23 protein-coding genes are annotated in these 19,827 nt (G+C 68.2%); 13 read left to right on the top strand and 10 right to left on the bottom strand.

The window, feature by feature from the left end; all coding sequences use genetic code 11:
• Window positions 1-191 precede the first annotated feature (191 nt).
• Window positions 192-776 carry an HU family DNA-binding protein gene (locus ABD116_RS00620; protein ID WP_343963602.1) on the top strand — a complete coding sequence of 195 codons (585 nt, stop codon included), beginning with the start codon at window positions 192-194 and terminating at the stop codon, window positions 774-776.
• A gap of 106 nt (window positions 777-882) precedes the next feature.
• Here ABD116_RS00620 and ABD116_RS00615 read toward each other — a convergent pair whose 3' ends face one another.
• Together ABD116_RS00615 and cofC are read right to left on the bottom strand one after the other, a co-directional pair.
• Window positions 883-1,089, bottom strand: coding sequence for a hypothetical protein (locus tag ABD116_RS00615; protein ID WP_343963600.1), 207 nt, complete (start codon window positions 1,087-1,089; stop codon window positions 883-885).
• Window positions 1,090-1,109: 20 nt separating this feature from the next.
• Window positions 1,110-1,781, bottom strand: coding sequence for a 2-phospho-L-lactate guanylyltransferase (gene cofC, locus ABD116_RS00610; protein ID WP_343963598.1), 672 nt, complete (start codon window positions 1,779-1,781; stop codon window positions 1,110-1,112).
• A gap of 16 nt (window positions 1,782-1,797) precedes the next feature.
• Here cofC and ABD116_RS00605 point away from each other — a divergent pair, with 16 nt between their 5' ends.
• From ABD116_RS00605 to ABD116_RS00595, 3 genes are all read left to right on the top strand, one after another.
• The gene (locus ABD116_RS00605; protein WP_343963596.1) at window positions 1,798-2,625 is read left to right on the top strand and encodes a lysophospholipid acyltransferase family protein; all 828 of its coding nucleotides are present in this window, start codon (window positions 1,798-1,800) and stop codon (window positions 2,623-2,625) included.
• Window positions 2,622-3,626 (top strand): NAD(P)H-dependent glycerol-3-phosphate dehydrogenase, encoded by a 1,005-nt coding sequence (locus tag ABD116_RS00600; protein WP_343963595.1) that lies wholly within the window; start codon window positions 2,622-2,624, stop codon window positions 3,624-3,626. The genes ABD116_RS00605 and ABD116_RS00600 overlap by 4 nt, the downstream gene beginning before the upstream one ends.
• Before the next feature lie 97 nt (window positions 3,627-3,723).
• A complete protein-coding gene (locus ABD116_RS00595; RefSeq protein ID WP_343963593.1) occupies window positions 3,724-4,044 on the top strand; it encodes a hypothetical protein in 321 nt (106 codons plus the stop codon).
• 12 nt (window positions 4,045-4,056) lie between these two features.
• Here ABD116_RS00595 and ABD116_RS00590 read toward each other — a convergent pair whose 3' ends face one another.
• Window positions 4,057-5,190 (bottom strand): ROK family transcriptional regulator, encoded by a 1,134-nt coding sequence (locus ABD116_RS00590; protein ID WP_343963591.1) that lies wholly within the window; start codon window positions 5,188-5,190, stop codon window positions 4,057-4,059.
• Between the two features lie 73 nt (window positions 5,191-5,263).
• Between ABD116_RS00590 and ABD116_RS00585 the strand changes: the two genes are divergently transcribed.
• Both ABD116_RS00585 and ABD116_RS00580 read left to right on the top strand, forming a co-directional pair.
• Complete coding sequence (locus ABD116_RS00585; protein ID WP_343963589.1) at window positions 5,264-6,358, top strand: Gfo/Idh/MocA family protein; 1,095 nt, start codon at window positions 5,264-5,266, stop codon at window positions 6,356-6,358.
• A gap of 29 nt (window positions 6,359-6,387) precedes the next feature.
• A complete protein-coding gene (locus tag ABD116_RS00580) occupies window positions 6,388-7,395 on the top strand; it encodes a sugar phosphate isomerase/epimerase family protein (protein ID WP_343963587.1) in 1,008 nt (335 codons plus the stop codon).
• A gap of 6 nt (window positions 7,396-7,401) precedes the next feature.
• On the opposite strand, the gene ABD116_RS00575 is transcribed toward ABD116_RS00580, so the two are convergent.
• Window positions 7,402-7,620: a GyrI-like domain-containing protein gene (locus ABD116_RS00575; RefSeq protein ID WP_343963585.1), complete on the bottom strand. Its 219-nt coding sequence runs from the start codon at window positions 7,618-7,620 to the stop codon at window positions 7,402-7,404.
• Window positions 7,578-7,994, bottom strand: coding sequence for a MerR family transcriptional regulator (locus ABD116_RS00570; protein WP_343963583.1), 417 nt, complete (start codon window positions 7,992-7,994; stop codon window positions 7,578-7,580). The genes ABD116_RS00575 and ABD116_RS00570 overlap by 43 nt, the downstream gene beginning before the upstream one ends.
• A 125-nt stretch (window positions 7,995-8,119) precedes the next feature.
• Between ABD116_RS00570 and ABD116_RS00565 the strand changes: the two genes are divergently transcribed.
• Entirely contained in the window at window positions 8,120-8,923 is an 804-nt protein-coding gene (locus tag ABD116_RS00565; protein ID WP_343963581.1) for a class I SAM-dependent methyltransferase, read from the top strand.
• 50 nt (window positions 8,924-8,973) lie between these two features.
• Window positions 8,974-9,780 carry an SMP-30/gluconolactonase/LRE family protein gene (locus ABD116_RS00560; protein WP_343963579.1) on the top strand — a complete coding sequence of 269 codons (807 nt, stop codon included), beginning with the start codon at window positions 8,974-8,976 and terminating at the stop codon, window positions 9,778-9,780.
• Here the strand turns inward: ABD116_RS00560 and ABD116_RS00555 are convergent.
• Window positions 9,739-10,899, bottom strand: coding sequence for an MFS transporter (locus ABD116_RS00555; protein WP_343963577.1), 1,161 nt, complete (start codon window positions 10,897-10,899; stop codon window positions 9,739-9,741). The two genes, ABD116_RS00560 and ABD116_RS00555, sit on opposite strands and share 42 nt — an antisense overlap.
• An 82-nt stretch (window positions 10,900-10,981) precedes the next feature.
• Here ABD116_RS00555 and ABD116_RS00550 point away from each other — a divergent pair, with 82 nt between their 5' ends.
• Both ABD116_RS00550 and ABD116_RS00545 read left to right on the top strand, forming a co-directional pair.
• Entirely contained in the window at window positions 10,982-11,761 is a 780-nt protein-coding gene (locus ABD116_RS00550) for a DeoR/GlpR family DNA-binding transcription regulator (RefSeq protein ID WP_343963575.1), read from the top strand.
• Window positions 11,758-12,918 carry an MFS transporter gene (locus ABD116_RS00545; RefSeq protein WP_343963573.1) on the top strand — a complete coding sequence of 387 codons (1,161 nt, stop codon included), beginning with the start codon at window positions 11,758-11,760 and terminating at the stop codon, window positions 12,916-12,918. The genes ABD116_RS00550 and ABD116_RS00545 overlap by 4 nt, the downstream gene beginning before the upstream one ends.
• A gap of 109 nt (window positions 12,919-13,027) precedes the next feature.
• On the opposite strand, the gene ABD116_RS00540 is transcribed toward ABD116_RS00545, so the two are convergent.
• Entirely contained in the window at window positions 13,028-14,059 is a 1,032-nt protein-coding gene (locus ABD116_RS00540; RefSeq protein WP_343964219.1) for a trans-sulfuration enzyme family protein, read from the bottom strand.
• Window positions 14,060-14,199: 140 nt separating this feature from the next.
• On the bottom strand, window positions 14,200-14,799 hold the full coding sequence (locus ABD116_RS00535; RefSeq protein ID WP_343963571.1) for a TetR/AcrR family transcriptional regulator: 600 nt from the start codon (window positions 14,797-14,799) through the stop codon (window positions 14,200-14,202).
• Window positions 14,800-14,940: 141 nt separating this feature from the next.
• On the opposite strand from ABD116_RS00535, the gene ABD116_RS00530 reads away from it, so the two are divergent.
• The 3 genes from ABD116_RS00530 (at window position 14,941) to ABD116_RS00520 (ending at window position 18,141) form a co-directional block, all read left to right on the top strand.
• Window positions 14,941-16,161 (top strand): cytochrome P450, encoded by a 1,221-nt coding sequence (locus tag ABD116_RS00530; RefSeq protein WP_343963569.1) that lies wholly within the window; start codon window positions 14,941-14,943, stop codon window positions 16,159-16,161.
• A gap of 21 nt (window positions 16,162-16,182) precedes the next feature.
• Window positions 16,183-17,313, top strand: a complete 1,131-nt coding sequence (locus ABD116_RS00525; protein WP_343963567.1) for a D-alanine--D-alanine ligase family protein — start codon at window positions 16,183-16,185, stop codon at window positions 17,311-17,313.
• A gap of 81 nt (window positions 17,314-17,394) precedes the next feature.
• A complete protein-coding gene (locus tag ABD116_RS00520) occupies window positions 17,395-18,141 on the top strand; it encodes a DUF4129 domain-containing protein (protein ID WP_343963564.1) in 747 nt (248 codons plus the stop codon).
• Here ABD116_RS00520 and ABD116_RS00515 read toward each other — a convergent pair.
• Together ABD116_RS00515 and ABD116_RS00510 are read right to left on the bottom strand one after the other, a co-directional pair.
• Window positions 18,107-19,342 carry an RNA polymerase sigma factor gene (locus tag ABD116_RS00515; RefSeq protein WP_343963562.1) on the bottom strand — a complete coding sequence of 412 codons (1,236 nt, stop codon included), beginning with the start codon at window positions 19,340-19,342 and terminating at the stop codon, window positions 18,107-18,109. The genes ABD116_RS00520 and ABD116_RS00515 overlap by 35 nt on opposite strands.
• Window positions 19,342-19,758 carry a YciI family protein gene (locus ABD116_RS00510; RefSeq protein ID WP_343963560.1) on the bottom strand — a complete coding sequence of 139 codons (417 nt, stop codon included), beginning with the start codon at window positions 19,756-19,758 and terminating at the stop codon, window positions 19,342-19,344. Before ABD116_RS00510 ends, ABD116_RS00515 begins: the two co-directional genes overlap by 1 nt.
• Window positions 19,759-19,827 lie beyond the last annotated feature (69 nt).

Genomic DNA, 19,827 nt, shown 5'->3' with positions numbered 1-19,827 from the left:
TCTGATGCCGGTTCGTTGCTCTGAAGGGATTCGGAAGCCGGGTCAGAGGCGATTCCAGGGAAAATTTTGCCCAAATCGCCTGAAACAAGGCCGAATTGCCGCGTTGGTGTTTGTGAACACGCCGAAGAGTCCATAACGTTCACGGAAGATCGAGCGCTGTGCTCGACGCAGGAGTTCACGGAGGGAAGACAGTGAACAAGAGCCAGTTGGTCGAAGCGCTCGCAGTGCACTTCGACGGAAATCGCCGTTCGGCCCAGCACGCCCTGGAGTCGGTGATCGACACCGTCCAGCGCGAGCTGACCAAGAAGGGCGGCAAGGTCGCCATCACCGGGTTCGGGGCCTTCGAGGCCATCGAGCGCGGTGCGCGCATGGTCCGCAACCCGCGGACCGGCGAGACCAAGCGCGCCAAGAAGACCGTGGTTCCGAAGTTCCGCGCCGGTGCGGAGCTGAAGGCCGTTGTCTCCGGTGCGAAGAAGCTGCCGAAGCTGGTTGCACCGAAGGCGGCCCCGGCCGTCAAGGCCGCGCCCGCCAAGACGGCTGCGCCGGCCAAGAAGGCCGCTCCGGTCAAGGCCGCCGCCAAGAAGGCCCCGGCCAAGGCCGTTGCCACCAAGACGGTTGCGAAGAAGGCCCCGGCCAAGAAGGCCCCGGTCAAGGCCGCCGCCAAGAAGACGGCCCCGGTCGCGAAGAAGGCCCCGGCCAAGACCGTTGCCAAGAAGGCGCCGGCCAAGAAGGCCCCCGCCAAGAAGGCTCCGGCCAAGCGCGCTGCCGCCCGCTGACCCGTCAGCACCTCGTAGTACCCGCTGTACTAGCGAAGGCCGGTCTCCCCACACCAGGGGCGACCGGCCTTCGCCGTTGCCTGTCTTTTACGGCGCCGTCTTTTGCCTACGGCAAAGTGATGAAGTGGACCTCGGAGATCGCCAGGCCCGCGCCGGTGCCGGTGGTGGTCAGGCGGACCCGCTGGCCGAGGCGGAGCAGGCGCACCGGAGTGCCGGTGAGGGCTTCGGCGTCGAAGGGCAGCTCGATGCCGGTGTCGGTCAACACTGCGCCGGATGCCGTCGCAGCGTCGTAACGGCTGACTGTTGCTTGCATGCCCTTACGGTAGCGGCCTTTCAGCAGGCCAGACCCTCAGTGCCTGTCGCAGCTCCCATCACGAGCGACATCACGTCCGCGGTTCGGGGACCGACACCTAGCTGTACTGCGTGCGCCAGGTCCGCTGCTGTGTCCACGTCGCGTCGCACCGACCCGATGGTGACCAGCGCGATCGGCACGGCGCCAGAGCCTTCATGGGCTTGTGCGGAGCCCACACCGAAGCGGGGGTCCAGGGGAACGCCAGGGGCGGCGGCGAGCATCGTAGTACCGGTCCCTGGTTCGTCTATGACGAAGGACCGGTCTGCTGTGCAGGCTGCCAATGCAGCGGTCAGCTCGGAAGCCCTGAGAGCCGGTAGGTCGGCAGAGAGCGCCACCACTCCGGCGCCTGGGTATTCGGCTGCAGCGAACGCCGCACCGTGCTCCAGAGCCCCATTGAGCCCTGCACCCGCCAGGTCCGGTACTACGCGCGCGCCGATCGCCGTGACGTCCGCTGCGACCACTGGGTCATCCGTGACGACCAGAACGGCGCGGACCAGAGGAGACTCGAGTGCGGCCGCAGTAGTGTCGACTGCGAAGGCACGAGCGAGCTCTGGACGGTGCTGCGGGTAGGCGGAAGCAAGCCGGCTCTTAGCGATCGCCGTACGCTTCACCGGGATCACCAGGGTCCAGGGAGCGACCTGTAGGTCTGCCATCAGGCAGGATTCTCCCATGACCGAGGGCGACAACAGCCACCAGGAGGCAGTAGTGAACGGCCAGCGCACCACCGAGGTACCCCGGCCACGGCGGGGGTTCTGGTTCGGCCTGGTGGTGGCCATCGTCAAACCGTTCATGCTGACCTGGACCAAACGGGACTTCCGCGGCCGCGAGAACGTGCCGCGGACCGGTGGCATGGTGTTCGTGACGAACCACATCTCGCACTTCGACCCGTTCGTGCTCGGGCTCTATATCTGGGAATGCCGGCGGATTCCGCGGCTGCTCGGCAAGGCGTCGCTGTTCAAACTGCCGATCGCCGGCCGGATCATCACCAGCGCCGGGCAGATCCCGGTCTATCGCGATTCGGTCGAGGCGGCGGATGCGTTCCGGGCCGCGGTGGCCGCGGTGGAGAAGGGTGAATGCGTCGGGGTTTATCCCGAGGGCACGATCACGCGGGATCCCGACCATTGGCCGATGACCGGGAAGACCGGAGCTGCCCGGATCGCGTTGATGACCGGATGTCCGGTGATCCCGATCGCGAACTGGGGTGCGCAGGAGGTGTTCGCGTCGTACGGCAGCCTGCGGGTCCGGTTGCTGCCGCGCAAGACGATGCGGGTGATCGCGGGGGAGCCGGTCGACCTGAGCGCTTTCCAGGGCAAGCCGATCACCAACGAGCTGTTGCACGAGGCAACCGAGGTGATCATGCAGCGGGTGGCCGGCGAGCTCGGCGTACTGCGCGGCGAGACGCCACCGAAGGAGCTCTACGACCTGCGCAAGCACAAGGCCGCCGAGCCGAAGGCAAAGGCGACTGATGACAACGGTGAGGATGGGGAGAGTCGATGACCAAGGTTGCGGTGTTCGGTGCGGGGTCCTGGGGAACAGCCTTCGCCATCGTCTTGGCCCAGGCCGGCAATCAGGTGTCCGTCTGGGGCCGCCGCGAGTCGCTCTGCGAGGCGATCAACACGCGGCACGAGAACCCCGACTACCTGCCCGGCCTGCAACTCCCGGACGCCATCACCGCAACGCATGACCCGGCGCAGGCCGCCGACGGAGCGGAGGCGATCGTGCTCGCCGTTCCGTCGCAGTCGCTGCGGGACAACCTGCGCGACTGGGCCGACGTGCTTCCGGCGGCGGTACCGCTGGTCTCGCTGATGAAGGGCGTCGAGGTCGGTACGACGAAGCGCATGAGCGAGGTGATCGCAGAGCTGACCGGCGCCGGTCCGGAGCGGATCGCCGTCGTCTCCGGCCCGAACCTCGCCCGCGAGATCGCCGAAGGCCAGCCGGCCGCCGCAGTTGTCGCCTGCGCCGACGAAGGCACCGCCGCCCGTCTGCAGAAGCTCTGCCACTCGCCGACCTTCCGCCCGTACACGAACAACGACGTCATCGGTTGCGAACTCGGCGGCGCCACCAAGAACGTGATCGCCCTGGCGGTGGGGATGGCTGTCGGGTTGGGCTTCGGCGACAACGCCCGAGCCTCCGTCATCACCCGGGGCCTCGTCGAAACCGCCCGGCTCGGCACGGCGCTGGGTGCCGACGAACACACCTTCTCCGGCCTAGCCGGTCTAGGCGACCTGGTAGCCACCTGCTCGTCACCGCTGTCCCGCAACCGAACCTTCGGCGAAAAACTGGGCCAGGGCATGACTGTCGCCGAGATCGCGGGCGCCACTCGTCAGGTCGCCGAGGGCGTCAAGTCCTGCGCCTCCATCACCGAACTGGCTCACCACCACGACGTGGAGATGCCGATCGCGGAGCACGTCACCAAGGTGGTCGCCGGCGAAATGACCCCCAAGGACATGCTCTTCAGCCTCATCTCCCGCTCAGCCAAATCAGAACGCTGGGGCTGATCCGGAGCCGTTTCGGCTGTCGCTGAAAGGATTGTCCACGGCAGGCCGGTGCAGCAGGATCCGGAGCAGACCAGATCGGTCGAGCAACGGAGGTTCTGTGAACACGAAGCGATGGGTGACCACCGTGGCCGGGGTGGCGCTGGCCGCCGCCGGCACCGTAGTACCGGCGGCGACGGCGTCGGCGGCTCCGACATACGACTGTGTGGTGACGACCACCGGCGTCCCGGTCTATGACAACCCGACGGATGCCGGCTTGCCGTACCACATCGTCGCCTGGGTGAACACCGGGCAGAAGATCACCGTGAACATCGAGTGGAACCACTACCGCGGCGGCGTCGTCTGGGGCCGCAGCGATCGCACCTATATCCACGAGAACTACCTGAAGAAGGTCGTCGGCGGCGGTCGCTGCATCGGCTGACCTGCTGGCGCTTCACAACCCCAGCGTGTGCTGGAGGAGCATGGCGGCGGCTCCGTGGAGGGCTGCTTGGTGGGCTGTGTGGGAGGGGACTACCTTCAGGTGGGTGGTGGCTAGGGGCAACGATCTGGCGTAGATGGTTTCGCGGATGCCGGCCAGGAGGTGGTCGCCTGCTTGGGAGAGGGAGCCGCCGATCACCAGGACCGATGGGTTGATGAGGCTGACGCAGGCGGCCAGGACGGTGCCGATTTCTCTGCCCGCCTGGCGGACTGCTTGGGTGGCGACGGGGTTGCCGGCGCGGACCAGGTCTACTACCTGTTGACTGGTTTTGGGGCGTAGGCCGGAGGCTCTGAGGTGGGTGGCGATCGCGGCGGCGGAGGCGACGGCTTCCAGACAGCCGGTGTTGCCGCAGCGGCAGAGTTCGGTGTGGCCGGCGGCTTGGATGTGGCCGATGTCGCCGGCTGCGCCTTGGGCGCCTCGGTGGAGCCGGCCGCCGCTGATCAGGCCGGCGCCGATGCCGGTGGCGACCTTCACGAACAGTAGGTGTTCGACATCGGCGTACTGAGTGGTGTGCTCGCCCAGGGCCATCAGGTTGACGTCGTTGTCGACGAGGACCGGGCAGCCGAACTCCTTGGTGAGCCGGCCGACGACGTCGTACGAATCCCAGCCGGGCATGATCGGTGGGTGGTTCGGGCGGCCGGTGCTGTGCTCGACCGGGCCGGGCAGTCCGACGCCGACGCCCGCCAGATCGTTGACCGAGCGCTTGGCGTTCTTGAGTAGGGCGCGGCCGGTGGTGGCGAGGGCGGCCAGGACGGTCTCAGGGCCTTCGGCGATGTTGAGGGCCGTGGTGGTGCTGTCGAGGATCGTGCCGCTCAGGTCGGTCAGCGCCACCGAGAGGTGGGTCGCGCCGACATCGGCCGCGAGCACCAACCGGGCCGACGGGTTGAACGCGAACCGGGCCGGCGGCCGGCCACCGCTCGACGCCGCCTCGCCGGACGGTACGACGAAGCCCGCCGCGACCAGCTCCTCGAGCCGGCCGGTGACCGTCGATCGCCCGAGGCCGCTCAGGTCGATCAGCTCGGCACGGGTCCGCGGCTGCCCGTCGAGCAGCAGCCGCAGTACTCCGTGCGCGGGACCGAACTCGCTCATCGCCAGCACTTTCGTCGCGGACCGCCAGGCTTTTGCTTGACGGGGAACAAAAGTTCAACATAGCGTCGCCGTCATGTCCACCACAGCGCGCAAGCTCAGGGTCGGGATCGTCGGTGGCGGGTTCATGGGCCGGGTGCACGGGCGGTCCGCATTGGTCGCGGGCGCGCAGATCGTCGGTGCGGTCGGATCGAGTCCGGAGCGGGCCGAGGCCGCGGCGGAGGCATCCGGCGCCGAGCGCGGGTTCGCGACGCTCGACGAGCTGCTTGCCGCCGACATCGATCTCGTCCACGTCTGTACGCCGAACAACACGCACCTGCCGGTCACCTTGCAAGCGCTCGAAGCCGGCAAGCACGTGATCTGCGAGAAGCCGCTGGCGACGTCCGCGAAGGACGCGACCGGGCTGCTCGCGGCCGCATTGGAGGCCGGCCGGGTCGCCACGGTGCCGTTCGTCTACCGGTACCACCCGATGGTGCGCGAGTTGCGGACCAGGATCGCCGAGGGCGAGGCCGGTCAGATCACCAGCCTGCATGGGAGTTACCTGCAGGACTGGCTGGCGGGTGAGAACGATCAGAACTGGCGGGTGGATGACGCCGCCGGCGGGCCGTCGCGGGCGTTCGCGGACATCGGCTCGCACTGGTGCGATCTGACCGAGTTCGTCACGGGTGACCGGATCGCTGACGTCAGTGCGCAGACCCGGACGATTCGGCCGAATCGCGGCGGGGCCGAAGTACGGACCGAAGATCTGGCGACCGCGCAGTTCCGTACCGCGGCCGGTGTTGTCGGGACGGTTGTCGTCAGTCAGGTCGCGGCCGGGCGGAAGAACCGCTTGTATCTGGAGGTGTCCGGGACCGAGTCGAGCTTCGGCTTCGACCAGGAGGATCCGGATCGGCTGTGGGTCGGGCGGCGCGCGGCGAGTCAGTTGCTGACGCGCGATCCGGACACGCTCAGCCCGCCCGCCGCGCGGATCAACCGGCTGCCTGCCGGGCACGCGCAGGGCTACCAAGACGCCTTCGACTCGTTTGTCGCCGACACCTACGCGGCCGCGCTCGACGGCGACCACCCGGACGGATTGCCCGACTTCGCTGCGGGCGCCCGCTCCGCGCACCTCGTCGACGCCGTACTCCGGTCCGCTGCCGCGGACGGCGCCTGGACCACAGTCGAGAACTGAACAACTACTGCTCATCAAGGAGCCAGCACATGCCACGCCCGATCACTCTGTTCACCGGTCAGTGGGCCGACCTGCCCTTCGAGGAGGTCTGCAGCCTGGCCGCCTCCTGGGGATACGACGGCGTCGAGATCGCCTGTTCCGGTGACCACTTCGACGTCCAGCAGGCGATCGACGACGAGAACTACATCGCCGGCCGGCACGAGATCCTGAAGCGGCACGGGCTGCAGGTCTTCGCGATCTCCAACCACCTGGTCGGCCAGGCGATCTGCGACGACCCGATCGACTTCCGGCACCAGGCGATCCTGCCGTCGCGGGTCTGGGGCGACGGCGACCCCGAAGGCGTCCGGCAGCGGGCGGCCGAGGACATGAAGAACACCGCACGCGCCGCGGCGAAGCTCGGCGTCAAGACGGTGATCGGCTTCACCGGGTCGTCGATCTGGCAGTACGTCGCGATGTTCCCGCCGGTACCGGCCGAGCGGATCGAGGCGGGGTACCAGGACTTCGCGGATCGGTGGAACCCGATTCTGGACGTCTTCGACGAGGTCGGGGTGCGGTTCGCGCACGAGGTGCACCCGTCGGAGATCGCGTACGACTACTGGACCACGACGCTGACGCTGGAGGCGATCGGGCACCGCGAGGCGTTCGGGCTGAACTGGGACCCGAGCCACATGGTCTGGCAGGACATCGACCCGGCCGCGTTCCTGTGGGACTTCAAGGACCGGATCTACCACGTCGACTGCAAGGACACCCGGATGCGGGTCGGCGGCGGACGCAACGGGCGGCTCGGCTCGCACCTGCCGTGGGGCGACCCGCGGCGCGGCTGGGACTTCTACTCGACCGGTCACGGCGACGTGAACTGGGAGGACTGCTTCCGGGTGCTCAACTCGATCGGCTACGAAGGGCCGATCTCCGTCGAGTGGGAAGACGCCGGGATGGAGCGCAAGGTCGGCGCCGCCGAGGCGGTCAACACGATCCGCGCGCTGGCCTTCGACAAGCCCGAAGGCTCCTTCGACGACGCCTTCGCCACCGACAAGTAGGTTCTCTCAGATTTCCAGCTGTACTTCGATGATCCAGTCACTCTGATCGTCGCCGGCGGCTTCGAGGTAGTACTCCCGCCAACTGAACGTCCCAGGAGCTCGCCCGGTGGAATCCGCCCACCGCGCGAGCTCTTGGTACGCGGTGGAGATGGTGCTCATCGGCCCACGGTGGATGACTGCGGCTACCTCGGTGGCGGGGAGCACGTGGCTGTCGAGGCCGGGCACTGGGTGCCCTGAGAGCACGTAGCCGGCAACCACCCGCACCGCCGCGCCGGGCTGCGGGCCGGTGCCCGCACCCGGTCTAGCGTGTGCCGTTGCCGGCGTACCTGACGTTCCAGTTCGGCCTCGCGTAGGCGGAGCATGCCGTGTAGGTCAGCTGGGTCGACGCCTTCGGACAGCAGTGGGCCGATCTCGTCCAGCCTCAGGCCAAGGCCTTTGAGGGCCAGCAGGCGGTTGAGTGTCGGCAGTTGCGCCAGGTCGTACGAGCGGCGGCTCGTGTGGGGGTCGACGTGGGCGGGGATGAGCAGGCCGAGGGCGTCGTAGTGACGCAGCATGCGGGTGGTGATGCCGCCGAGGCGGGCGAATTCTCCGATGTTCATCATGGCCCTTTCACTCTGCGGCTTCACACAGTGTCAACTGCAAGGCCGGTTTGGGGTGCGAGGCGGGTGCGGGGCGTGGTGGTCTACTGGAGCCGACAAAGTCTTCGGGGTAGAGGGAGTGGGCTGTGGAGCTCGACTGGGGTTTGGGGCAGTACGAACCGACAGGGGAGGCGTTGCTGCCGATCTCCGAGGTTGTGGTGGGGATGTCGGAGCCGTTGGCCGGCAAGCGGGTGGTCGATCTGGGGACCGGGACGGGGAACGCGGCGCTGCTGGCTGCTGAGCGTGGTGCGGTGGTGACTGGGGTTGATCCGGCGGCGCGGTTGGTGGAGGTGGCGCGGAAGCGGGCAGCTGAGCGGGGGGTGTCGGCTGAGTTCGTTGTCGGGGATGCGGCTTCGATTCCGGTGGCGGATGGTGAAGCAGAGCTGTTGCTGTCGGTCTTTGCGGTGATCTTCGCGCCGGATGCGGACGCGGCGATCGCGGAGATGACGCGGGTGGTGGGGCCGGACGGGCTGATCCGGGTGACCTCATGGGTTCCGGGTGGCTCGATGATGGCGATCAACAACACCGCGGGGAAGTTCATGGCCGAGGTGTTCGGCGCTCCCAAGGCTGATCCGGATGCGCCCAAGCTGCTTGCCTGGCATGACGAGGACGCGTTGCGGGCGGCGTTCGGGAAGTACGGGTTCGGGGTGGAGGTCGAGCGGCGGTTGATGAACCTCACCGGGACCTCGGCCGAGGAGTACCTGGAGAAGTCGGCGCAGCATCCGATGGCGGTGAGTGCGGCGCAGGCGTTGGCTTCGCGTTCTGACGGCGCCGAGTTGCAGGCCGGGTTGGAGCGGCGGTTGCTGGCCGCAGTACAGGAGATCAACGAGGATCCGGCCGCCTTCAAGGTCTCCAATGAGTACGCGATCGTCACAGCCCGGCGCGGGTGATGTCGAAACGAGCCGGCTGATTTCGTACCAGAGATATGACAAGGATTCTGGTGGACGGCCTCGCGTACGGCGAATCGGCGCGCTGGCACGACGGGCGGCTGTGGCTGGCGAACTGGGGGACCGGTGAGGTGCTCGCGATCGGCGGCGACGGTGAGCGCGAGGTGGTCGTCACCGTGCCGCCGGAGACGATCCCGTTCTCGATCGACTGGACGCCCGACGGCACCTTGCTGGTGATCGCCGACGCGACGCTGTTGCGGCAGAGCGGCGACGAGCTGGTCCCGTACGCCGATCTGAGCGGGCTGGCCGACCTGTTCAACGAGATCGTCGTCGACAGTCGCGGCAACGTCTTCGTCAACGGCGGCTGGTACGACTTCGGCAAGCCCGGCGTGGTCGTCGTCGTGACACCCGACGGGAAGGCGCGACCCGTTGCTGACGGCATCAGGTTCGGGAACGGGATGGCGATCACGGCCGACGACTCGACGCTGATCGTCGCCGAGTCGCACGCGTGCCGGCTGGCCGCCTTCGACATCGCTTCTGATGGCAGCCTCGCCAACCGTCGCGTCTGGGCCGACCTCCCCGACGGTCATCCCGACGGCATCTGCCTCGATGCGGAGGGCGCCGTCTGGTACGCCGATGTGCCCGCGCAGCGCTGCGTCCGGGTGCGGGAGGGCGGCGAGGTGCTCGAGACGGTCGACCTCGATCGAGGCGCCTTCTCCTGCATGCTCGGTGGGCGTGACGGCACCACGCTGTACATGCTCAGCGCGCAGTGGCGTGGGTTCGAGCACATGTTGAGCCCGGACCGTACCGGGCTGGTCTCAACTGTCGAGGTGAGCGTCCCGCACGCCGGCAGGCCGTAGTACGGCGGAGAAGACGGCGATACCCGTTGCCAGCAGCGTCACCAGGATGAAGGAGACAGTGAGGTTGCTGGCTTGGGCAACGCCGCCGATGACCGATGGGGCGATCAGGCCCGCGGTGTAGGTGACCGTGGCGACTCCGGCGATCGCCTGGCTGGCGTTGGGGCCGGTACGACCGGCTGCAGCGAACGCGAGCGGTACTACGACCGCTACGCCCAAGCCCAGCAGGCCAAAGCCGGTTATAGCGACCAGTGGGTGGCCGGCCAGCACCACTAGTACGCCGCCGAGCGTGGCGACGGCTCCGCTGATCCGTACCGTCCGTACTGCGCCCCAGCGGTCGACTACTGCATCACCGGCGATCCGGGCGGCGGCCATCGTCAGTGCGAAGCCAGTGGTGGCGGCTGCGGCCACACCGGCGGAGGTGGTCAGTACGTCGCGCAGGTAGACCGCAGACCAGTCCAGGCTCGCGCCCTCGGCGAAGACTGCGCAGAAGCCCACTGCACCGATCAACCATGCGGACTTGGGCGGCAAGGCGAACCGTGGTGGCGCCTCCTCGTCCTCTGCCGGAACCAGGTTGAGCATCCAGTGGCATGCGATAGCACCGGCCACTGTCAGCACCGAGGCAGCGACCGCATGGTGTACCTGGGCGCTTACATCGAGGTGGGCCGCCAATGTGCCGATCCCGGAGCCAACAAGCGTTCCTACGCTCCACATGCCGTGCAAGCCGGACATGATCGACTTGCCGAGCCGCTGCTCGACCTCGACGCCGATCGCGTTCATCGCTACGTCGGCCATGCCCGCAGTGGCCCCGTACACGAACAGTGCGGCGCACAGCGTCAAGAGGTTCGGCGCGAGCGAGGGCAGGACGAGAGCAAGGGTCCAGAGAGCCAGCAGCCCGCGCAGGGCGGCGCGGCTGCCGAAGCGGTGACTGATCCGCGCGGCGAGCGGCATCGACAGCGAGGCGCCGATCGCCGGGAACGCGAGCGCGAGGCCGAGTTGACCCGGGCTCACCGACGCGTGGTCCTGGATCCACGGCACCCGGGTCGCGAACGACCCCGTCACCGAGCCGTGCACGCAGAAGACCGCGGCGACGGCGTACCGGGCCTGGCGGAGTTCGCTCATCAGCGCGTCAACCTCACATCGGGATCCCACCATTCAAACATCTTCGTTGTTTGAATGAACAAGTGGATGATAGTTTTACCCAGTGAAGAGTACGGAACGGCAGCGGGTCATCGTCGAGCGTCTCAGGGCCGGCACCCGGGTCGGTGTTGCCGAACTGGTGACGGCCACGGGCGCCTCGGACATGACGGTCCGGCGCGATCTCGACTACCTGGCGGCGCAGGGTGTGCTGAAGCGCGTCCACGGCGGTGCGATCGCTGCGATGCCGACCGGGGTCGAGCCGCCGTTCGCGGCGCGGGTGACCGCGGACCTGGGGCCGAAGCAGGCGATCGCGCGGGCCGCGGTCGAGCATCTTCGCGATGGCGAGACGATCGTGCTGGACAGTGGTACGACGGCGCTCGAGGTCGCCAAGCTGCTTCGCGAGCGTGCGGTGACGGTGATGCCGCTGTCGCTGCATGTGGCGCAGGAGTTGATCGATGCGCCGAGGGTGCGGCTGCTGATGCCTGGTGGTGAGCCCCGGCCGGGGGAGTTGGCGATGGTCGGGCCGCTCACGCTGGCTTCACTGCGGGCGTTGCGGTTCGACGTTGCAGTGCTGAGTCCTTGTGCGTTCAGTCTTGACGCTGGGATGACCGCTTTCGATCTCGGTGATGCCGAGGTGAAGCAGCAGGCGATGGCGGTGGCCACGCGATCGATGGTGCTGGCCGACGGCGCCAAATGGGATCGGGCTGCGCTCGCGTACATCTGCCCGGCCGACCGTCCCGATCTGATCATCACCGATTCCACCGCGCCCGAGGAGTCCCGCACGTTGCTCGCGCAGCGCGGAGTACTCGTTGAGGTTGCTTCCCCTTCGGAAGGGCTGTCTTGAGCGTCGACACCGTCACCGCCGCGCCACCGCGTGCGGCCCGGGTGGCCACTTGGATCTACTTCGGGCTGAACGGCTTCGCGGTCGGGATGTGGGTCGTGCACATCCCGAACGTCGAGCACGCGACCGGGATCTCGCACAGCACGCTCGGGTTGTTGCTGTTGGTTTTGGGCGGCGCGGCGTTCATCGGGATGCAGGTGGCGGGGCCGCTGGCCGACCGGTTGGGGCAACGGCGGTTGGTGCCGGCTGCCGGCGTACTGATCGGTGTGTCGTTGTTCGCGCCGGGGTTTGCGACCAACTGGTGGACGCTGGCGCTGGCGTTGCTCGCGGTCGGCTTCGGGAACGGGTCGATCGATGTCGCGATGAACTCGCAGGCGGTGGTTGTCGAGCGGGCCTATCCGCGGCCGATCATGGCAGCGTTCCATGCGATGTGGTCGATCGGTGGCGCTTTCGCGGCGCTGATCGGGGCGGCGGCGTTGAAGGCCGACGTACCGACTGCTGTGTCGTTGAGCGTGTCCGGGGTGGTCGTCATCGTCGTGTCGCTCTTGGCCGGACGTTTCCTGATCGAGGCCCCCGCTGAGCCTTCGCCCGCCGCCGACGAGCCCGAGCGGGTTGCGCCACCGCGCAAGCTGGTTTGGAAGCTTGGCGCGTTGGCGTTCGCTTTGATGCTCGCTGAGGGTGTCGCCAATGACTGGGCAGCCCTTCAATTCCGGGACGTCCTCGGTACGTCGACCAGCACCGCGGCGTACGCGTATGGCGCCTTCGCCGTCGCCATGACAGTCGGCCGCTTCTGCACGGACCGAGTTGCCGCTGTCGTCGGCCCGGCCGCCATCGTCCGCTACGGCGCCCTACTGGCCGCCATCGGTCTCACGACTGTCATCGTGGTCCCCTGGGTGCCGGTAGCCCTGGTCGGCTGGGCCCTCTTCGGCCTAGGCCTCTCCGGAGGAGTCCCGCAACTCTTCACCGCAGCAGGCAACCTAGACCCCCGCGCCTCAGGAGCCCTGATGGCAAAGGTAGTAGGCCTAGGCTACGTAGGCCTCCTAGCCGGCCCCGCCCTCATCGGCGCCCTAGCCCACTGGATGCCGCTGAACCTCGCCTTCATCCTCCCCGTAGCCCTCTGCGCCATCACCGTCGCCTCAGCGTCGGTGATGAAGCGCTAACCACCTCCGTGCCCGCTCGCCCGCGCTGCGATGGGCAGCCTTGGGCCTGGGACCGTGGGAGCGGGCGGACTGGAGCGACCGAGGAGCGGAAGTGGAGGTCGCGTGGGGATTAGCCGAGGGCTTGGGAGAGGTCGGTCCAGAGGTCGGTGGGGTGTTCTATGCCTACTGAGAGGCGGATGAGGTCTTGGGGGATGGTGGGGGCTTCGGAGGGCCAGCGGTGGCGGCGTTCGAGCATGGATTCGACGCCTCCTAGGCTGGTGGCGTGAACCCAGAGGGTGGTGGATTCGCAGACCTTCTGGGCGTAGGCCGCGTCGCCGCCGAGTTCGATGGCGAGGATGGCGCCGAAGCCGGACATCTGGGTTGAGGCGAGAGCGTGGCCGGGGTCATCGGGGAGGCCGGGGTAGCGGACTCGGCTTACTCGGGGGTGCTCCAACAGACGCTCGGCTAGGAAGGCTGCGTTGGATTGGGCTCGCTCCAGGCGCAGGGCCAGGGTGCGGAGGCCGCGAAGGGCAAGGAACGCTTCCATGGGGCCAGGGATCGCGCCCAAGCCTCGGCGGCGCGACTCCAGCGCGGTCCAGAGGTCACCGGACGCGGTGACGAGAGCGCCCAGTACTACGTCCGAGTGCCCAGCGATGAACTTGGTGGCCGAGTGCATCACGATGTCGGCACCCATCGACAGCGGCTGCTGCAAGAGCGGTGTGGCGAAGGTGTTGTCGACGACGACCGTCGCCCCGGCGGCCCGCCCGGCAGCGGCCAGCAGTGGGATGTCGGCGACCTCCATGGCCGGGTTGGTCGGCGACTCGATCCACAGCAGGTCCGCCCCGATCACAGCCGCCGACACCGCCGCAGCATCAGTGATCGACACCCGTGTGACGGTCAACCGTCCAGTAGCCGCCTGCTGGTCCAGCAGAGCCAGTACGCCGCTGTAAGCGTGCTGCGGCGCAACCACCCGCCCGCCAACCGGGACCAGGTCGCAAACAGCCGCCGCGGCCGCCATACCGGAGGCGAAGCTCAGCCCACGCCCACCCTCGAGCGCCCCAAGCGTCTGCTCCAAAGCAGCCCACGCTGAGTTGTCGAACCGCCCATAGCCCCGGTCCCCGCCCGCGATGTACGTCGAGCTGAAAACCGGTGACTCGCCCAGCGGTGCATCCGGTACCCGGGCAGGGCGGCCGGCGTGGACGACAACAGTCGACGGGTGCAGCTCGGTCGACGAGGCCGGGGCAGTCGACAGGGCTGGGTCGGTTGACGGGGCTGGGTCGGTTGAGCGGTCCACGTCAGGCGTCATGGCTGCACTGTAGGCAGCGGGATCCCACCGCCGCGGAGCAGGCCCATCGCTTCGTGCGCCAGGTCCTTGACCTCGGTACCGTCCGGGTTGTCCACCCAGGTCTGCACGACGACCTCGATGATGTTCATGACCGCACCAGCAGCCAGCGCCGCCGTGAACTCCACCGAGTCGCCGGCAAGCCGCCCGGCCAGCTCCACGGTCAGCTCGTTGCGCCAGCGCCACGTCACCTCGGCCAGGTGCGCGCTCACCGACGGCGTCTGCCCGGCCAGCTCGTACACGGCCCGGACCCGGTCGGGATTGCGCTCCAACTGGTCGAGCACGAGCTCGATGACGCTCTGCAGGCCGTCCGGCAGGTCCAGCTCGGCGGGCTGTTCGCGGAACCAGTTCAGCGCCCCGAACATGCTGTCCTCGACGAACTCCAGGACCAGCGTCTCCTTGGTCGGGTAGTACCGGTAGAGCGTGCTCGGCCCGACCTCCGCGGCCGCGGCGATCTGCTCGACCGTCGTCCGGCCGAAGCCGTGGTCGGTGAACAGTTCGAACGCCTTGTCCGAGATCAGCCGGCGGGTGCGTTCCCGCTTCAGCTCCCGAAGCCCCATACCCGTGCCCCTTGCTAGTTACGTGCGGGCAGCGTAACGGATCCGAACACGCCGACAGCTGAGTTCAAATGACTAGCGCAGTCATATGGTAGTTACTACCAAATTCTTACGCCGTTCAAACCCCAAGCGAGGATCCTGCCGATGACCGACACCGCCGAGACAGCCCAGACGTCCTTTCCGTCAACCCGGCCGAGCGGGTGTCCGTTCGATCCGGCCGGCGATTTCGCCAAGCTGCGCGAGAGCGCCGGGCCGACGAAGGTCTCCACCGTCGCCGGTGTCGACGCCTGGCTCGTCAGCCGGTACGACGATGTGCGCGCAGTGCTGCCCGACGCACGGTTGAGCTCGAGGTCCGCGCCGTCGGCTCACGTGGTACCGGGGGCTGATCTGGAGCGGGAGGTCGAGTCGGGGTCGATCCTGCAGACCGACGGTGAGCGGCATGCGTACCTGCGCCGCCTGCTGACCAGCGAGTTCACCGTACGCAGGGTCCAGGCGTTGCGGCCGCGGATCGTCGAGCTGGTCGAGGAGCACATCGACGCCATGCTCGCCAGCGACGGACCGGTCGACCTGGTGCAGGCGTTCGCGCTCCCGATCCCGTCGCTGGTGATCTGCGAACTGCTCGGTGTCCCGTACGCCGACCGCGGCGAGTTCCAGGCCCGGAGTGCGATCCTCGTCTCCGTCGACCTGCCCGAGGACGAGATCATGCGGGCCAGCGACGAGATCAACGAGTACATGGCCTCCCTCGTGCTGGCCAAGCTCGAGAACCGCGAGGACGACCTGCTGTCCCGCCTGATCACCCGGGCCGAGGAGCAGGGCAAGCCGCTGACCGTGCCCGAACTCGTCACGCTCGCCGTCACCCTGCTGATCGCCGGCCACGAGACCACCGCGAACATGATCGGCCTGAGCACCCTCGCCCTGCTCCGCGACCCCGAGCAGCTCGACGCCCTGCGCGCCGACCCTGAGCTTGCGCCCAGTGCCGTGGAGGAGATGCTGCGCTACCTGACCGTCATCCAGTTCGGCCTGTTCCGGCATGTGCTGGAGGACATCGAGATCGGCGACGAGACGATCAAGGCCGGCGAGTACCTGATCGCCGCGATCCAGTCGGGCAACCGGGACGAGAAGATCTTCCCCGACCCGGACCGGATCGACCTGGCCCGCAAGGCCTCCCGCCATCTGGCCTTCGGCTTCGGCGCACATCAGTGCCTTGGGCAACAACTTGCCCGGGTCGAGCTGCAGGAGGTCTACACCCGCCTGTACGCCCGCATCCCGACCCTGCGGCTGGCCGTCCCGTTCGAAGAGATCACGTACAAGGACAACACCCTCGTGTACGGCGTGACCGCCCTACCCGTCACCTGGGACCGCTGAGCTGGCGCTATCGTCGAGTCGGTGAGTCAGTACTCGAACGAAACACGCAAGCCCCGGATCGCCGTCGTCTTCGGCGGGCGGTCGAGCGAACACGCGATCTCCTGCATCACCGCGGCCAACGTGCTGCAGGTGATCGACCGGGACAAGTACGACGTCGTACCGGTCGGTATCACCACCAGCGGCCACTGGGTGCTGGAGAGCGGCGACCCGGAGCACCTGTCGATCACCGACGGCAAGCTGCCCGAGGTCGACGTGACCGCGATGCCCGTCGTGTTCAGCGGGGACCGCGAACTGGTCGTCCACGAACCGGGCGAGGTGCCGAACACGCTCGGTGAGGTCGACGTCGTCTTCCCGCTGCTGCACGGGCCGTGGGGCGAGGACGGCACGATCCAGGGCCTGCTGGAGATGTCGGACGTCCGGTACGTCGGCTCGGGCGTGCTCGCCAGCGCCGTCGGGATGGACAAGCACTACATGAAGGTCGTCTTCGCGGCCGCCGGGCTCGAGGTCACGCCGTACGTCGTGATCCGCGAGCGCGACTGGAGCCGCGACCCGGAGTCCTGCCGTGCGGCCGTCGACAAGCTCGGGTATCCGGTGTTCGTGAAGCCGGCCCGTGGTGGTTCGAGCCTGGGCATCAGCAAGGTGAACAGCCTGGACGAGCTGGACGACGCGGTCGCCGAGGCGCGTGCGCATGACCCGAAGGTGCTCGTCGAGGCGGCCGCCAAGCACCCGCGCGAGATCGAGGTCGGCGTCCTGGGCGGGCTGGACGGTGCGTCTCCGACGGCGAGTGTGTGCGGTGAGATCGCGGTCTCGGGTGGTGGGCACGAGTTCTACGACTTCGAGACCAAGTACCTGCCGGAGGGCGACGAGTTCGCTGAGCTGTCGATCCCGGCCGACCTGCCTGAGGCGATCGCGGCCGAGATCCGGGCGCAGGCGCTGACCGCCTTCGACGCGATCGAGGCGGAGGGGCTGGCGCGGGTCGACTTCTTCCTCGACGAGGACCAGCGGGTGATCATCAACGAGATCAACACCATGCCGGGGTTCACGCCGAAGAGCATGTTCCCGCAGGTGTGGGCGGCGTCCGGTGTCGACTACAAGGAGCTTGTCGATCGTTTGCTCGCTCTTGCGCTGACCAGGCCGACCGGCCTGCGCTGAGGGTTGCCCTGAAGGGCACACCTCAGGTCGGTGGTGGTCGTAGCGGGGTGAGATGGGCTGTGGGGTGCTTAGCCTTCGGGGATGAGGCCGCGGGGGCGAGGCGCTGGGGTACTGGCGGGGGTACTGGCACTGGGGGCGGGTGTTCTGGTGCTGGTTGTTGTTGCTTCGGCGGCCGGCAGCGTGCGGCCGTTCGACGGGCGGAAGAACCAGTGGAGTCTCGAGCCACATCCGCCACGCAAGACGGTCGACGTCAGCCCGCCTACCGGTGGCGATATCGAGTCGTGGTGGGGGCCGTTCTGGACCGCGTTGCTTTACCTCGTGGTGGCGCTGGTCGCGCTGGTGCTGATCCGGTTGATCTACCAGGTCGCTACCGCGCCTCGCTCGAAGAAGCCTCGTGCGGAGAAGGTCGTGCCGACCAAGGCTGAGCGGTTGGCCGAGGCGGTTGAGCGCGGGCTTCGGGTGGTTGAACGGGGGACGCCGGCCGACGCCGTGATCGCTTGCTGGGTGGGTTTGGAGGATGCCGCGGCAGCGGCCGGAGTACCGCGGGACGAGGCGGAGACTCCGGCTGAGTTCACCGTGCGAGTGCTTGCGGTGGAGGGTGTTTCGGCTCCGGAGCTTGCCGTGCTGGCTGGGCTCTACCGCGAGGCCCGGTACTCCGCGCATCCGACGTCGGAGGCGGCGCGGGAGGAGGCGCGGGCCGCGTTGACGCGACTGCGCGCCGACCTAACACATCCCCGCGCCGACCTAACACATCCCCGCGCCGACCTGACCCGCCCGCGCGCTGGCTGGACCGTCACCCCGGACCGGCTCCGGCGGCCTTCCCGTTGAGGTAGCGCTGCTGCGGCACGCTGGTGGTCAGCGTCGCCGCCAGCTCGTACGCCGTCCGCGCGCCGACCGTGTCGCCCGACATCTCCAGTAGATGCGCCCGCACGGCATGGAGCCGGTGATCGTGGGCGATCCGCTCATCGCCCTCGATCTCGCCGAGCAACTCCAGCCCACGCTCCGGACCTTGCGCCATCGCCACCGCGACAACATGGTTCAGCGCGACCATCGGGTTGTCACTCAGCTGGAGCAGTACCTCGTACAGCGCGACGATCTGCGGCCAGTCGGTATCGCTCCAAGACGCTGCCTCACCGTGAACGGCAGCGATCGCAGCCTGCAGCTGATAGGCGCCGACCGGTCCGCGGGGCAGCGCTTCAGTGATGAGCGCGACACCTTCGTCAAGACCGGCGCGGAGCCAGAGCGAGCGGTCCTGCTCGGCCATCGGGATCAGCTCGCCGTTCGCACCCGTCCTGGCCGGGCGCCGAGCGTCGGTGAGCAACATCAGGGCGAGCAGACCGGTCACCTCGCTGTCGTCGGGGAGCAAGGCATGCACCATCCGGGCCAGCCGGATCCCTTCCGCCGCCAACTCGACCCGCTGCAGGTGCGGCCCCGCAGTACTGGCGTAGCCCTCGTTGAAGATCAGGTAGATGACCTTCAGCACGGCCTCCAGGCGCTCGTCGCGGTCCGGTGGCAGCGAGAAGCGGGCCCCGGCGTTCTTCACGCTCTGCTTGGCCCGAGTGATCCGCCGCGTCATCGTCGCCTCGGGAACGAGAAAGGCACGGGCGATCTCGGCCGTTGTCAGCCCGCCGACCGCGCGCAGGGTGAGCGCGATCTGCGAGGCTGGCGACAGCGATGGATGGCAACAGAGGAAAAGCAGGATCAAGGTGTCGTCGGATGCCTCGACCGGCTTGTCCGCAGGCGGCGCGAGCCAGTCATCGGGAAGCACCCACTGCGAGACAGTGTCCTCCCGCCGCTGCCGCGCCTGCTCGCTCCGGAGCAAGTCGGTCAGCCGCCGGGACGCGACGGTGACCAGCCAGGCCCGCGGATTGTCCGGGCGACCCTGCTCCGGCCACTGGCGCGCGGCCGTCAGCAGGGCCTCCTGCACGGCATCCTCCGCGGTGTCGAAGTGCCCGTACCGCCGGACGAGCGCCCCCAGGACCTGCGGCGCCAGTTCCCGCAGCAACTCCTCCGGCACCGGCTCGGCCATCAGCCGACCAAGTCCTCCTGGCCTTCCGCGATCGGCCGGATATCGGCGTACGCGGTGGCCCGGACGAACTCCGGCGCGGGGGTGTCGGCCAGCCGCGCGGCGATCTCGGTAGCCCGGTCGAAGCTCTCGCACTCGACGATCCAGTAGCCGGCCAGGACTTCTTGGGTCTCGGCGTACGGGCCGTCGGTCACCACGGACGCGCCGCCCTTCGAGCCGAGCCTTCTCGTCAGCACGGGCGCGGCGAGCGCACGCGTCTCGACGAGTTCGCCCGACTCGGCCAGGTCGGCGTTGAACTTCTCCATGAACGCGCCCATCGCGGCGAAGTCCTCGCCCGTCCAGGCCGGTTTGCCGGTGTCCTTGCCGGCCATGCCGTCGTAGTCCTGCTGCGAGGCGTAGGTGAGGATCATGTATTTCATCGGTGTCTCCCGTCTCCTGGCACCAACTCTGGTGCCTCTCACCAGTTACGTCGATGCCCTCGACAGGAA

Origin of the sequence: Kribbella koreensis (assembly GCF_039525325.1) — a bacterium.
Taxonomy (GTDB): Bacteria; Actinomycetota; Actinomycetes; order Propionibacteriales; family Kribbellaceae; genus Kribbella; species Kribbella koreensis.
The sequence above is the reverse complement of the archived record's forward strand: the minus strand, read 5'-3'. Positions and strand labels throughout refer to the sequence as shown.

Excerpts from the sequence above, each read along its gene's own strand:
- ABD116_RS00615 (WP_343963600.1), bottom strand. The coding sequence starts at position 1,089 with ATGCAAGCAACAGTCAGCCGTTACGACGCTGCGACGGCATCCGGCGCA.
- cofC (WP_343963598.1), bottom strand. The coding sequence starts at position 1,781 with ATGGCAGACCTACAGGTCGCTCCCTGGACCCTGGTGATCCCGGTGAAG.
- ABD116_RS00605 (WP_343963596.1), top strand. The coding sequence starts at position 1,798 with ATGACCGAGGGCGACAACAGCCACCAGGAGGCAGTAGTGAACGGCCAG.
- ABD116_RS00600 (WP_343963595.1), top strand. The coding sequence starts at position 2,622 with ATGACCAAGGTTGCGGTGTTCGGTGCGGGGTCCTGGGGAACAGCCTTC.
- ABD116_RS00590 (WP_343963591.1), bottom strand. The coding sequence starts at position 5,190 with ATGAGCGAGTTCGGTCCCGCGCACGGAGTACTGCGGCTGCTGCTCGAC.
- ABD116_RS00585 (WP_343963589.1), top strand. The coding sequence starts at position 5,264 with ATGTCCACCACAGCGCGCAAGCTCAGGGTCGGGATCGTCGGTGGCGGG.
- ABD116_RS00580 (WP_343963587.1), top strand. The coding sequence starts at position 6,388 with ATGCCACGCCCGATCACTCTGTTCACCGGTCAGTGGGCCGACCTGCCC.
- ABD116_RS00570 (WP_343963583.1), bottom strand. The coding sequence starts at position 7,994 with ATGAACATCGGAGAATTCGCCCGCCTCGGCGGCATCACCACCCGCATG.
- ABD116_RS00555 (WP_343963577.1), bottom strand. The coding sequence starts at position 10,899 with ATGAGCGAACTCCGCCAGGCCCGGTACGCCGTCGCCGCGGTCTTCTGC.
- ABD116_RS00535 (WP_343963571.1), bottom strand. The coding sequence starts at position 14,799 with ATGGGGCTTCGGGAGCTGAAGCGGGAACGCACCCGCCGGCTGATCTCG.
- ABD116_RS00530 (WP_343963569.1), top strand. The coding sequence starts at position 14,941 with ATGACCGACACCGCCGAGACAGCCCAGACGTCCTTTCCGTCAACCCGG.
- ABD116_RS00520 (WP_343963564.1), top strand. The coding sequence starts at position 17,395 with ATGAGGCCGCGGGGGCGAGGCGCTGGGGTACTGGCGGGGGTACTGGCA.
- ABD116_RS00515 (WP_343963562.1), bottom strand. The coding sequence starts at position 19,342 with ATGGCCGAGCCGGTGCCGGAGGAGTTGCTGCGGGAACTGGCGCCGCAG.
- ABD116_RS00510 (WP_343963560.1), bottom strand. The coding sequence starts at position 19,758 with ATGAAATACATGATCCTCACCTACGCCTCGCAGCAGGACTACGACGGC.